This is a genomic window from Microcoleus sp. N9_A1, from assembly GCF_036701795.1.
GTDB lineage: Bacteria > Cyanobacteriota > Cyanobacteriia > Cyanobacteriales > Microcoleaceae > Microcoleus.
Genome location: NZ_JAUBRI010000050.1, coordinates 47,045 through 60,044 on the forward strand (window position 1 = coordinate 47,045; position 13,000 = coordinate 60,044).

A 13,000-nucleotide genomic window follows, 5' to 3' on the forward strand; every position below is an offset into this window, starting at 1 on the left:
AAATCTACCTAAAGGTAGGTCAAAAATCAGCACGAGTGTGGATTTTATGGTTATGGCTTTTGGACGGGAAATCTGCTGCAATCTCGACTCGGCGGAGTCTCGGGAGTGGTTGGTGACAAACGGGATCGGCGGTTACGCTAGCGGGACGATCGCGGGTCTCCTCACCCGCCGCTATCACGGCTTGCTGGTAGCCGCCCTCAAACCCCCGCTGGGACGCACTTTGATGCTCGCCAAGCTGGACGAGACGGCTGTGTATAATGATCGCGCCTATCCGCTTTATACAAACCGCTGGGCCGACAGCACGATCGAACCTCACGGCTACAACTACATCGAAAGCTTTCACCTAGAAGGCACGACGCCTGTTTGGAGGTTTGCTCTCGCCGACGCTATCCTGGAAAAGCGGATTTGGATGCAGCAAGGTGCTAACACAACGTATATTCAATACCGCTTGCACCGCGCCTCACAACCGATCGCCCTCGCCGTCAAAGCCCTAGTCAACTACCGCGACTACCACCACACAACGAGCGCCGGCGACTGGCAGATGAGCCTACAAACCTTGGAACGCGGGGTTTGCGTGACTGCATTTCCCAAGGCTGCACCCCTGTACCTGCTGACAGATGCCGCACCAGAGGCCACATTTCGAGTCTCTGCGCCCTTATACAATTGGTACTACGGATTTGACTTGGCAGCCGAAAAGCGCCGCGGATTGGACTACTGCGAGGATCACTTGCACGCGGCGACTTTTCACATGATGATCGCACCGGGAAGTTCTCTCACATTGATAGCCAGCACCGATAAAAATCCAGAACTCAACGGCGGTACAGCTTTAGAAGTCCGCCGCACTTATGACCAACAACTGCTGCAAAACTGGTCAAAAGTGAGCGACTCTCCCGACTGGATCGATCGCTTAGTGCTAGCCGCCGACCACTTTATCGTCAGTCGGCCGGTAGCCGAGGAACCGGAGGGGAAAACCATCGTCGCCGGATATCCCTGGTTCAGCGACTGGGGACGGGATACAATGATTAGCTTGCCCGGCCTCACAATCTGTACGGGGCGATCGGAAATTGCGCGATCGATTTTGCGGACATTTGCGCGGTATGTCGATCGGGGAATGCTGCCGAACCGCTTTCCCGATGCCGGCGGCGCACCGGAATACAACACCGCAGACGCGACTCTGTGGTACTTTGAGGCAATTCGCGCTTATATCGATGCCACGGGGGACGATCGACTTTTGAGCGAACTCTGGCCTACTTTATGTGAGATTGTTGATTGGCACATACAGGGAACTCGGTATAACATCCGCCTCGATCCCGATGACGGTTTAATCTACGCGGGCGAAAAGGGTGTGCAACTGACTTGGATGGACGCGAAAATCGGCGATTGGGTTGTGACGCCTCGGATTGGTAAGCCGATCGAACTCAGCGCGCTTTGGTACAATGCTATACAAGCAATGGCAAGTTTTGCTCGAAAACTGGGCAAGCCTCACAATGAATACCAACAATTGGGCGATCGAACGGCCGCCGGATTTCCTCGCTTCTGGAACCCCTCAACCGGTTACTGTTACGACGTTCTGGACGGCCCAGACGGACACGATAGCTCCCTGCGGCCCAACCAAATATTCGCCGTCTCATTGCCCCTATTAACTGGGTATCCGCCTCCGAACTCTTTATCCGCAAGGGGACTGCGGGCAAAGGAAACCCACCGCTATACACCGTTACTGACACCCATCCAGCAGCGCGGCGTGGTGGACGCCTGCGCCCAGCAACTTCTCACTTCGGTCGGCCTCCGCAGCCTCTCGCCGCAGCACCCGCAGTATCGCGGCGCATACGGAGGCGACCAATTCCAGCGCGACAGCGCCTACCACCAGGGCACAGCTTGGGGCTGGCTGATTGGCCCGTTTGTCTTGGCGCACTTGCACGTATACAAAGACCCAGCACAAGCTCGCGAATTCCTAGAACCGATGGCACATCATATAAGAGCCGGCGGAGTTGGCAGTCTGGGCGAAATTTTTGAGGGCGACGCCCCGCACTCGCCGCGAGGCTGCACGGCTCAAGCTTGGACTGTGGCTGAGGTGCTGCGGGCTTGGTTGGCAATTAATACTGTGGGTGTTTAACTACCAGCCGGGAAGTCCCTCGGTATATTCAGAGGGGATGAATCTGAGCGCTACGCGAAGTACCCCGAATGAATTACCGTAGGGATGTCCAGAAGCGTTGGGTGGAGGAACGGAAACCAACAATTAGACCTGCTTACTACGAATCAATCTTCGGTAGCATCTTGATTTTCGATGTTCTTTCCAGTGTTGAAATAGTAATTTTCGGTGTTGCATTTTAGACGTACATAAACTATACTATGCAAAGGTCGAAAAAGGAAGTTTAGAAATGCAATTAACTTACAAATACCGCCTCAAACCCACCAAAGCCCAACTAACGACGATCGTGGCTCACTTAGAACTCTGTCGTCGGCAGTACAACTACCGACTAGGCGAAAGATTCAGATGGTGGGAAGCTACGAGAACACCTATCAACGCCTGCCCATTAGTTGTTTCGATAATCCCTGTTGAGGAGATTTATCGAAATATTCCTTTGACGAGAGTGCAAACTAGAGATGGCAGAAAGAAGGATGAATCAGGCAATCCTTTGACCAAGAAAGGTGACGTTTTCTCAAACATTGAAGGCGGATATGTACAGTGGCAGACGATACAACTTGCCGACCTGAAAAACACTAAAAAACTGTTTCGTGATTACAAAGTGTTGGATTCTCAAGTTTTGCAAGATGTCGTTAACAGAGTTGAAACTTCCTTTTCAAACTTTACTACGCCCGACAAAAACGGCAATCGTAGAGGTAAGCCCAAATTCAAGGGGCTTCACTACTACAAATCCTTCACTTACCCTCAATTAGACAACTTAGATATTGTCAAGGACGAGCAAAATAGGATTTGTATTAGCCTTGCCAAAATAGGTCAAGTACCGATGGTTTTCCATCGTCCAATACCAACAGGGTTCACAGTTAAGACGGGTAGTGTTATCAGAGAAGCGGATGGGTGGTATATTTCCTTGACGCTAGAAGATAAGACGGTTCCCGTAACGGTTGTAGAAATTCAACCGACTGAAAATAATACTGTTGGTATTGATTTGGGAGTCACTAATTACGCTTATCTTTCCAATGGCGAAAGAGTTGAAAATCCGAGATTCTTGAGAAAGTCGGCTGAGAAATTAGCAAGGCTTCAAGCGAAGTTAGCTAATAGAGTTAAGGGTTCTAAACCTTGGAAGATTATCAAGGACAAGATTTTCAGACTCCATCAGTTCGTGGCCAGAGCTAGATTAGATTTTCAATTCAAAACAGCACCGCAGCTCCTTAGCAAGTGTGATGTTTTAGTTATTGAAGATTTGAGTGTCAAGAATCTAACTAGACGTGCCAAGCCTAAAACTGATATTGAAAATGGTAAGTTGGTTTATTTGCCGAACGGTCAGTCAGCTAAAAGCGGTTTGAATAAATCCATGCTTGATGCCGCTCACGGGCAATTTGCCAACGTTCTGAAGTATGTCGCTTGGAAATTAGGTAAAAGCGTTTTACTCGTTGACCCGAAAGGAACTTCTCAACACTGCTGGAACTGTCTCAATAAAGTCCCGAAAGAATTATCGGAACGGTGGCATTCTTGTCAGTGTGGAGAATCTTTGGATCGAGACGAAAATTCAGCTAAACTTATCAGAAAGATTGGCTTGAATTACGAAAGTGGCGGGGGAACTCCGTCACTCAAAAAAGCCTTTGCAAAAAGGAAAAAGAAGCCTGCGGTCTAACTGTACTATGTTGACCGTCAGGTTAGTTCACATGGGGAATGTTATCTTTGGTTGAAAAAGAGATTTATGGCATTATTATTAGCTGGCGATATTGGCGGAACTAAGACAATTTTGCGCTTAGTGGAAAGGACTGTTAAGGGTGAAATGAACGCACTTTACGAGTTTCGCTATCCGAGCGGGGAGTTCCCGGATTTAGTACCGATGGTGGAGCAGTTCTTGAGGGAAGCTGCTATGAAATTGGATTTTGCGCCCTTGCCTGAAAAAGCTTGTTTTGCGATCGCAGGCCCGGTTGTTAACAACACTGCAAAACTGACTAATTTGCCTTGGCTGTTGGATGCGAAGCGTCTGGAACAAGAATTAGGAATATCGCACGTTAGTTTAATTAATGATTTTGTTGCAGTTGGCTACGGCGTGTGGGGTTTGGACGAGCGAGATTTGCACATTTTGCAAGTAGGAAAACCCCGCCAACACGATCCGATTGCTGTGATTGGTGCAGGTACTGGTTTGGGAAATTGTTTTGCAATTCCCGAGGCAAATGGCATCAGGGTTTTTTCTTCGGAAGGGGGACACGGTGACTTTGCTCCTCGCTCGGAGTTGGAGTTTGAATTGCTAAAATATTTGTTAGCAAAACATGACATTCAAAGAATATCGATCGAGCGTGTAGTTTCGGGACTAGGGATTGTTTCAATTTACCAGTTTTTGCGGGACAGAAAGTTTGCCCCTGAATCGTCGGAGGTAGGGGAAGTTATCAAAAAATGGGAGTCAGAAATCGGTAAAAGCGAGAAGACTGTCGATCCGGGGGCGACAATTGCACAGGCGGCACTCAAAAAGTGCGATCGGCTTTCGGAACAAACAATGCAAATGTTTGTAGAAGCTTACGGCGCTGTCGCGGGAAATATGGCTGTGTCACTTCTACCTTACGGGGGTTTGTATATAGCCGGCGGCATTGCTACTAAGATTTTGCCACTGATTCTAGAAGGGGGTTTTATGCGAGCTTTTACGCACAAAGGCCGGATGGATTCGCTGTTAGAAATGATGCCAGTTCGATTGGTTTTGAATGACAATGTAGGGTTAATTGGAGCAGCCGTTTGTGCGGCAGGTCTTTAGTTAATAATTGTATGGTGCGTCACCTTTAAGCTTCTAGATATTTGAAGAAATAACGCTCTGATGACGCACCATACTTAGTTAGAGTTATGTCATGTTCAAAATCTTCTCAGCAGCACCTTCAGATATCGGCATCACCGATAACCGATTGCCTTTTCTCACAACCAAAATCTCATCAGCACTAAACTTTTGTTTCAGTTCATCCAAAGATATTAACTTAGCAAACTCCTCAACAAACTCCACTTTCACAGTTTGCCAACGAGGCGCATCAAACTGCGATTTAGGATCGTAATATTCGCTATTCATATCGAACTGACTCGGATCGGCAATCCCAGTTTCAACGACGCGCACTAAGCCGACAATTCCCGGTATTTTAGTATTAGAATGGTAAAAAAATACTAAATCTCCCCGACTCATTTGTCGCAGGAAATTGCGAGCTTGATAGTTGCGAACGCCGTCCCAAATCGAAGTGCGATCGCCCTTCAAGTCCGCAATACTATAAACATCCGGTTCCGACTTCATCAGCCAATAATTCATAAAATATCTTTCCGCTTCTGCAACCACAGAGTCAACATCAAATAAACGAAAATATGCACGCACAAAATACCCCAGTTTAAACCCAAATTTTCCCAAGTTGGATCGTAAACAGGAGTAGGCTCAAACGGCTGAGGAAGCGTACTCCCATCCGGTAATGTAGTAGGTGTGGGAACCATCGCATTCACATTAACTAAAGAGCCGTAAGCACCCACAGACCAGCGGCTTAACATCAGCCAAGAAAACTTGCTCGCCGCACCTTCCATCTTAAACAAAACTCCCGAAAAAATAATCTGAGGCAGCAATAATAGAGGCAAAGCGCTATTAGCTTGAGAGCTATTTTTAACAATCGCGGAAACGACTAATCCGAGACTTATGCAGCTCATCAAAGTTAGGAATGTGGTAATAGTTGCCCCCATCGCCCAGGAAATCAAACTCGGTTCGGGGGATTTAAAAGCAATCAGAATAACTCCTACCATTAACAGCGTTTGCAATACTGCCAAACCAGCAAGTATAAAAATTTTTGAACCTAAATAAGCAAACAATCCTAAATTGACCAAACGTTCTCGCAGATAAATAGCTGATTCTTTGACAATTTCTTGCAGAGAAGTTGCCAGTCCCACCCAAATCGCCGCACAGGTAAATACAAACAAAACTCGCAACGCCAAAGGTGCTAAAGTGGCCTCCGGCGCGCCAATTAATGGGTCTTTATCTCTGACTGCAAGCCGCAGTAAACTAATGCCGATCGGCGCTGTTAAAAGAGCTAAGCTTAAGTTAACTAAGTCGCGGGAAACGAGTTGAAAATAACGCTGGGCAAGCAAAACGAGTTGTTTTACAAAAGATTGAGATTTTGGCAGAGAAGGTGCTGAAGGTATTTTTGTATTAGCGTTGCCTGTGCTGAAGTGATTGACAATGTATTGCTGATAATATGGAGAACTGCGAAACTTATCTGCCCAGCTTTGAACGTTGGTTTCTCCTGTTTCTAATTCGTTGTAAATGTCTGCAAAATCGCCAGTTTTGACATCAAAAAAATCGAGCGCTTCCCTAGGCGGGCCGAAGTAACAAAGGCGTCCGCCGCGACCCATAAAAACGATTCGATCGCACATCGTGATATTTGCCGTCGCGTGAGTCACCAGAATCACCGTTCGGCCTTGATTTGCCAACTTTCGCAGCAGTTGCATCATCTTCTTATCCAAACCCGGATCGAGTCCTGAAGTCGGTTCGTCTAAAAAGAAAAGTTTCGGGTCTGCTAACAGTTCGACTCCGATGCTGACCCGCTTCCGCTGTCCGCCGCTAAGCTGTTTTACCAAAGCCTTGCGACGGTGAGTCATTTCAATATCTTCTAAAGTTTTGGCGACTACCTGCTTGACATCTGTATCGGGAGGTAAGCGCAATTTAGCTGCATAACTCAAGACTTCTTCTACTGTCAAATCTGCGTGTACAATATCATCTTGAGGCACGTAACCGATTTGATTGCGGTAAATATTGAAGTTTTGGCGCAGGTTGTCGCCGTTGAGAAACACAGCGCCGTTAGTAGTTTTTTCAATGCCTAAAAGCGTCCGCATTAAAGTAGATTTCCCCGCGCCGCTACCGCCGACTAAAGCCACAAACTGCCCCGGTTCGATCGCCAAAGTGATGTTATCCAAACGCTTCGGAATCACCAGACTGTCAGCATCCAAACGAATTTGATGGCCGGAGTCTTGCATCTGCAACTCACCGCTGCGGTAAGTTAGAGTAAACGGGCCGATCCGAATTGCATCTCCCTCGGACAACTGTACAGAATTTGTCACTCGCTGACCGTTAACAAAAACCCCGTTAACGCTGTGGTCTCGCAAAATATAATTGCCGCGACTGTCTTGGTCAATTGTGGCGTGGCGTCTAGAAACAAGCGGCGCATCTAATTGCAGCGAAGCGTTTGGATCGCGACCCAACAAAACCGACCGATTCTTAAGAAGAATTGACTGCTTGCTAGGGACAGCAACCTGATTCGGCAGCGGATTAAAATAAGTCAGCAAAACTTGATTTTGAGGATCGAGACCGATTTTAATTTCTGTGCCGTTTTTCAGACAATAACCGTCATTGGGAGTGATGCGAGTGCGATCGACAAATAAGCCATTAGTGCTCGGCCGCTGCCCGTCACCGTCGTAAATCCAGTAATTATCCCCAATTTGGCGCAAAACAGCGTGAACGCCGGAAACTGCGCGCCAGGGTTCGGGAATGACTAAATCAGCACGAGTGCGATCGCGCCCCAATACGTGCTGCTGCTGTTTTAACTCTAACTGTAAAATCTCGCCTTGATTGCTTAATACTAAATACGGTCGATCGCTTAAAGCAGTCAGTTGTCCTATATTGCCTGTCATACTTCAATCGCGGTTTTTGCACTCACTTTTGTCAGCATATCAAAAGTATGGCAACAATCTACTTATTTATTTTAGAACTCATGCAAAATGTATATACTATCGTCTTCCGCGCACGTTACATCTATATTATTTATTCCCTATTCCCTATTCATTCTGTCAACTGTCAACTGTCAACTGTCAACCGACAAACTACGAAGCCGATTAATTGCCGCCGCCAATTCAAACCGTCGAAACATGGCAAAATCCCCTTCAGGAAAAGGCGATAAAATATCCATCCCCTGCGCGTCAATATCTGCCATCACCAAATCGATAATTTCCGATAAAGTGCGTTTTCCGTCCATGTATTGCTGCTTAGCATAAACCATTGCCGCAGCGATCGCCCTTAACTGTCCGCTGTCCACAATTTGCTCAACAGCACCCAAATCAATATCCTCAGTTCCAAAAGCCAATTCATCAACATCCCGCACCTTCACCCGCACATCTCGCCGTCCCCGACTCGGATCTAAACTAGCAGGAATCGGCACTCTTTGAGTAATCTCACCAAAAGTTTCTCCCCCTTCAGCAGCACGGCTAATCGAGTAATTTATAGCAATTTTTTTAGCTTTTTCCGTCACATTATATGCTTGAAAGTTATCCATTGCAATCACAGTATCTGCCACATCAAAATAATCGCCACTTCCCCCCATGACTAAAATAGTCGATACGCCGCAATCTGCGTACAACTGTTTAACTTTATCAATAAACGGCGTAATCGGTTCCTTATCCTTAGCGATGAGTTCTTGCATTCTGCGATCGCGAATCATAAAATTCGTCGCCGCCGTATCCTCATCAACTAATAAAACAGGCACTAAACCCTGTTCCTTTTTACTTCTCTCCTGTTCCTCATTCCCTCTTCCTTCTTCCTTCTTCCGACTTCCATCGGACTGACATCCGTTAAATCCGTTACAGAATCCGTTGCCGAACTTCCTTCTCCCCACTTCCAAAGCCTCAATAATATTAGCAGCTTGCGACGTGCTACCGCTCGCATTTTCAGTATAAAATTGTGCAGTATCTCTACCTTGTGGCAAGTTGTTAATAAAAGGCGAAATATCGACTCCCGCAACACTTCTGCCATCTTCTGCCCTAATTTTAACCGCCGCCGGATTAGTCACCACAAATTCTCGGCCATCTCCCGGAATTCGGTTGTAAACTCCCAACTCAATCGCCCTTAGTAAAGTAGATTTGCCGTGATAGCCGCCGCCAACAATCAAAGTAATGCCAGCGGGAATACCCATACCGGAAATCAAACCGCGATTCGGACAATTCAAGTCAACTTTTAACGACGGCGGCGACTGAAAAGCCACAGCATTATTTAACAAAGGGCTGTTGTCAACACCGCTGCGGCGGGGTAAAATAGAACCATCAGCAACAAACGCAACTAATCCTTTTTCAGCTAATTGCAGCCGCAGCCAGTCAGCATCTTCTACGGTTTCAACGTGACGGCGACATTCCGCAGCATTTAAGTGAGGATATTTGAGAGAATTGCTGACAATTCGCGGAATATCTTCGCACAGCATTTCAGCAGCTTGTCGCCCTAAGATACTGCGCCCGCCCGCTGGAAGTCCGACGGCAAATCGCAGTTCAACTCCTCCTAAATCTTCGATATCGGATGTATTGGAGGAAATGATAAATGCCGAAGTTCGCTCTAAAACTTCTTGTCCGAAGCCAGTCACTGCAATCATACCGCTTTTGCCAGTACCGCGTTTGCTGCTATTGCTGTATGCGGCTTTGTCAAACTGGCGAGTTAGGTAATCTCGCAGGGCTATTTCTCTACTGCGAGAACTGAAAAATTCGCGGGGAATTTGAGCAATGTTGGGGGGAACTATGACTCTAAATTTACTGGGAGAAGCAAACGGATCTCCCTGCACGTAATCAATAATTAATGTGAATTCAGAAAAGTCGTAGTTACCTTGAATGTCTTTGTAGGCTTTGTAGCCTCGATTGTCTAGTTGCAGTAAATGCCGTTGTAGGCTTTCTTTGTTAGTCATTTGTTATTGGTTATTGGTTATTTTTTATTAATTAATTTGTTATTTTAGCTGGTTCCTAGGCTCTGCCTAGGAACCGATTTCCAGAGGCTCTGCCTCGCTTGCTTCGGGTGGGAAAATTGGAGGCAGAGCCTCCCGATATGCGTTACCAGGCAGAGCCTGGTAACGAGTAGATTACCAATTACCAATTACCGATTACCAATTACCGAATTTCCAATAATTTAGCCGTAGCATTAACAACAATTTGAGCAGAACCTGCGAAAAAAGGTCGATCGATAGTTGCTAAGGTATCGCTAGATTGGTGATAGTGGGGCGATCGCAAATTTGCAGTATCCGTCACCAACACAGCACCAATTCCTTTATACCAGAAAGGCGCGTGGTCGCTCCGCAAAACATCGGGAGTCAGCAACCCTTTCAGGGGAACCGGCAGCGCCACCACCGGCGGCAAATCGGCTTTTCCCGACTCCGCAAAACTTTTCAATAGCAGCGGATGTTCCGCATCCCCAATCACAGCGATAAACTCGCCTTTGTCAGGAGATTTTACCCCCGATGCTTCTAGAAAAGGTTGCGCTGTCAATCCTTCGGGATATTGCTGGCATCCGGGGGTGTGGCAGGCATAACCTACCATATCTAGGACGATCGCTCCCTGCAAATTTTTTAACCGCGCGTCGCTACCTGTAAATGCTAAACTGCCTAAAAGTCCGAGTTCTTCCCTGTCGAAAAATGCTACTTGCAATGTCCGAGGCCTGGGGCGAGAACCCAGCAATCTTGCTACTTCTAAAACTACAGCAACTCCCGTCGCATTGTCGTCAGCCCCTGGGGAGTTTGGTACAGTATCGTAGTGTGCTGCCACTAAAATTGCACCGGCGTTTGAGTCAGTGCCTTTTCTCTCAGCAAAGACGTTGATTCCGCGATCGAACCGCTGCAAATCTGCGGAAAATCCTAATGTTTGCAATTGCTGGGAAATGTAGTCTCTAGTAAAAGAGCGATCTCGTTCTCCATCGCGTTCTCCTGCTAAAGTCTCGACGTGTTTCCACAGCCGGGACGGGTCAATTTCCGGCTGAAAAAAAGTATTTTTTTCAGCCGGAAGCGGTAAGGGAGACGGGTTTTGGGAAGTGTGGATATTGCTATCGACCCAAAATTCTGGTACAGCCGACAACCGATGCCACGAGTCAGAACGCCAACCCACAGCCACCACCGCAACCAGAATAAATAGCGCTATCCAAATCAATTGTTTCATCAGTAAGTCTATTTGAGATTTTAGACAGGGCTTACGCACTCCTCGCTCTCATCAACCTGGTGTTTTAGCGTCAGCGAGGGCTGCAACAAAGTCTTTTCGTAAAACCCGGTTGATGCGTCCAGAACTGTTGTATTTTAGATTGTAGGTTGACACTAGAGTTACAAACAAACCTGTTTCCAAAAATGAAACTCACAAATCTTAAAATTAGCTGTGCCAGAGGCAGTTTTGTATTTTGGATTTAAACAAGCAGGTAAAAGCCTTGGGATGTTGCCGTCGAATCTGTCTTGCTTATTTGAGCGTTCGACGGCGACATTAAAATCACTAATTTACCTTTAAAATTTAAAAGTCAAAACTACTTTTGTTCCCACTCAATCTCCTTATTATCCAAGATCAAGCCACTGCTGCTGGGAAAAGCATAAGGAATAGTTTTTGCAGAAAATTCAACTATTTGAGTTGGTTGTTGAAACCACTCGGAATAACTCGGATTGAGTTGGTCGTACAGTGCTTTTAAAGCTTGAATTTCTGTCTCTAGTTGCGCTGCTGCTTGATTGATTCTACGAGCTTGTGCTTGCAAGCGTTTTTCCCCGGTTTGAACGTGGTTTTCTACTTCTTGCCAGTGCTCTCCGGCAAGCAAGTTGTCTAGTTCACCTTGCTTGTAATTCATTAAAGCCTGTTTTTGTTGCAGTTGCTTTTCAATATTTTTAGTCTCTCGGTCAATTTCCTGGATTTGCTGCAACCACTGCTCCCCAAAAGCAGCAGTTTGCTGGTGGAACTCAGCAATAGCTTCAGGAGTATTATTTTTGGGAAAACTGACTGCCACTCGGCACTCAGAGCGCTGTACGGCAAGTTTTTCCCGCGACTCTTGCAGGGCGGTAACTTCTGCTTGCAGCGCGCGGACTTCTTTTTGGAGTTCTGGGATGGTCTGACTCATGGGTTCAATTAGGGGGACCTCTGCATCGATTTTAAGCTAATTGTTTATTTTTCTAACAAATCCCGGTCGCCTGCTTACGGGAATTATCTAATTTTAGCGCGCTTCCACCCGGTGTCTAGGCAGAATGGCGGATAATTTGTGGCACAATGGCTGATGACACATTTTAAATTAAGATTAAAATTGTAATTAGTTATAAAGCTAAGTTATTAGCTGGGTAAAATTTAATTTACAAGTCAACATAAATTAAGGTTGGCTGGATTTTCCTATGACAGAGCAAGTCCTGCTAAACTTTTTAAGATTTAGGATTGCCAGAAAATGATTTATTGAAAATTAGGAAGAAGAGCAAGTGAAAATAATTTTTCAATTAATGTTAGGATATTTCGCGGTTGCTATTTTTGCTGCGAAATGTGGCATAAATCCAAAAATATTACCGACAAGTGTAGGAGATAGGCATGGCACTCCCCCTGTAGAAGGAATTTTGATTCAGTCTCAGAAACATAGCTATTTGCGATCGGCATCTCGCCCCCTTACTTCTGCAAGTCCCGCATTATTTTTGGATAAGTTATCCCCAATTGAGGCAGTACAATTACCGACTTACAATTATATACAATCTCAGGATACTCCTAGAAAAGAACCTACTATTAGGTTAAGCATAATCGGTCATTTTCTGGTTTTTATTTTTGTATTAATCTCATTATTAATCAGGGGTAAAACAGTAAATAGCTTATCCAAGACGATGAGGTTAATCAAGCCGAAGTCTGAAACAGAGAATGACAAGCTACCAAAAGGAGAAAAAGTGTTGTATCCAAAAAAAGAACTGGATATCTGGCATACTATTGCCCAAATGACCCAAGATTTGCAGCAAACTGCCGAATATGCTCTCGATATTTGCGAGGAAATGAACGTCTCGATAATTGCGACAACCCCGGGCGGTCATAAAAATTCATACGGGATGCGGGAAACTCAGCGGCTTTAGCCCTGAGAGGTAAGCGACACGGGGGACTTCAGTC

At 46.2% G+C, this 13,000-nt stretch carries 10 protein-coding genes; 5 read left to right on the top strand and 5 right to left on the bottom strand.

Translation table 11 applies throughout. The features are described from left to right. Nucleotides 1-46: 46 nt before the first annotated feature. The 4 genes from QUA58_RS21415 to QUA58_RS21430 all read left to right on the top strand — a co-directional run bounded on the left by QUA58_RS21415 (nt 47) and on the right by QUA58_RS21430 (nt 4,904). Nucleotides 47-2,113: an amylo-alpha-1,6-glucosidase gene (locus QUA58_RS21415; protein WP_333395826.1), complete on the top strand. Its 2,067-nt coding sequence runs from the start codon at nt 47-49 to the stop codon at nt 2,111-2,113. A 68-nt stretch (nt 2,114-2,181) separates the two neighbouring features. Continuing rightward, a complete protein-coding gene (locus QUA58_RS21420; RefSeq protein ID WP_333276727.1) occupies nt 2,182-2,331 on the top strand; it encodes a hypothetical protein in 150 nt (49 codons plus the stop codon). 47 nt (nt 2,332-2,378) lie between these two features. Beyond that, the gene (locus QUA58_RS21425) at nt 2,379-3,797 is read left to right on the top strand and encodes a transposase (RefSeq protein WP_333257021.1); all 1,419 of its coding nucleotides are present in this window, start codon (nt 2,379-2,381) and stop codon (nt 3,795-3,797) included. Nucleotides 3,798-3,863: 66 nt separating this feature from the next. Next, nucleotides 3,864-4,904, top strand: coding sequence for a glucokinase (locus QUA58_RS21430; RefSeq protein ID WP_333395818.1), 1,041 nt, complete (start codon nt 3,864-3,866; stop codon nt 4,902-4,904). Between the two features lie 84 nt (nt 4,905-4,988). Here the strand turns inward: QUA58_RS21430 and QUA58_RS21435 are convergent, their stop codons facing one another. From QUA58_RS21435 to QUA58_RS21455, 5 genes are all read right to left on the bottom strand, one after another. Next, nucleotides 4,989-5,438, bottom strand: coding sequence for an EVE domain-containing protein (locus QUA58_RS21435; RefSeq protein WP_333257026.1), 450 nt, complete (start codon nt 5,436-5,438; stop codon nt 4,989-4,991). Further along, complete coding sequence (locus tag QUA58_RS21440) at nt 5,435-7,795, bottom strand: FHA domain-containing protein (protein ID WP_333257028.1); 2,361 nt, start codon at nt 7,793-7,795, stop codon at nt 5,435-5,437. Before QUA58_RS21440 ends, QUA58_RS21435 begins: the two co-directional genes overlap by 4 nt. Nucleotides 7,796-7,965: 170 nt before the next feature. Beyond that, on the bottom strand, nt 7,966-9,822 hold the full coding sequence (locus QUA58_RS21445) for an ABC-ATPase domain-containing protein (RefSeq protein WP_333257031.1): 1,857 nt from the start codon (nt 9,820-9,822) through the stop codon (nt 7,966-7,968). A gap of 199 nt (nt 9,823-10,021) precedes the next feature. Further along, nucleotides 10,022-11,059, bottom strand: coding sequence for a M28 family peptidase (locus QUA58_RS21450; RefSeq protein ID WP_333395820.1), 1,038 nt, complete (start codon nt 11,057-11,059; stop codon nt 10,022-10,024). Nucleotides 11,060-11,411: 352 nt separating this feature from the next. Further along, nucleotides 11,412-11,990: a hypothetical protein gene (locus QUA58_RS21455; RefSeq protein ID WP_333257037.1), complete on the bottom strand. Its 579-nt coding sequence runs from the start codon at nt 11,988-11,990 to the stop codon at nt 11,412-11,414. A 346-nt stretch (nt 11,991-12,336) separates the two neighbouring features. Between QUA58_RS21455 and QUA58_RS21460 the strand changes: the two genes are divergently transcribed. Continuing rightward, nucleotides 12,337-12,966 carry a hypothetical protein gene (locus QUA58_RS21460; RefSeq protein WP_333395822.1) on the top strand — a complete coding sequence of 210 codons (630 nt, stop codon included), beginning with the start codon at nt 12,337-12,339 and terminating at the stop codon, nt 12,964-12,966. Nucleotides 12,967-13,000: the final 34 nt, after the last annotated feature.

Excerpts from the sequence above, each read along its gene's own strand:
- QUA58_RS21415 (WP_333395826.1), top strand. The coding sequence starts at position 47 with ATGGTTATGGCTTTTGGACGGGAAATCTGCTGCAATCTCGACTCGGCG.
- QUA58_RS21420 (WP_333276727.1), top strand. The coding sequence starts at position 2,182 with ATGAATTACCGTAGGGATGTCCAGAAGCGTTGGGTGGAGGAACGGAAA.
- QUA58_RS21425 (WP_333257021.1), top strand. The coding sequence starts at position 2,379 with ATGCAATTAACTTACAAATACCGCCTCAAACCCACCAAAGCCCAACTA.
- QUA58_RS21430 (WP_333395818.1), top strand. The coding sequence starts at position 3,864 with ATGGCATTATTATTAGCTGGCGATATTGGCGGAACTAAGACAATTTTG.
- QUA58_RS21435 (WP_333257026.1), bottom strand. The coding sequence starts at position 5,438 with ATGAATTATTGGCTGATGAAGTCGGAACCGGATGTTTATAGTATTGCG.
- QUA58_RS21440 (WP_333257028.1), bottom strand. The coding sequence starts at position 7,795 with ATGACAGGCAATATAGGACAACTGACTGCTTTAAGCGATCGACCGTAT.
- QUA58_RS21445 (WP_333257031.1), bottom strand. The coding sequence starts at position 9,822 with ATGACTAACAAAGAAAGCCTACAACGGCATTTACTGCAACTAGACAAT.
- QUA58_RS21450 (WP_333395820.1), bottom strand. The coding sequence starts at position 11,059 with ATGAAACAATTGATTTGGATAGCGCTATTTATTCTGGTTGCGGTGGTG.
- QUA58_RS21455 (WP_333257037.1), bottom strand. The coding sequence starts at position 11,990 with ATGAGTCAGACCATCCCAGAACTCCAAAAAGAAGTCCGCGCGCTGCAA.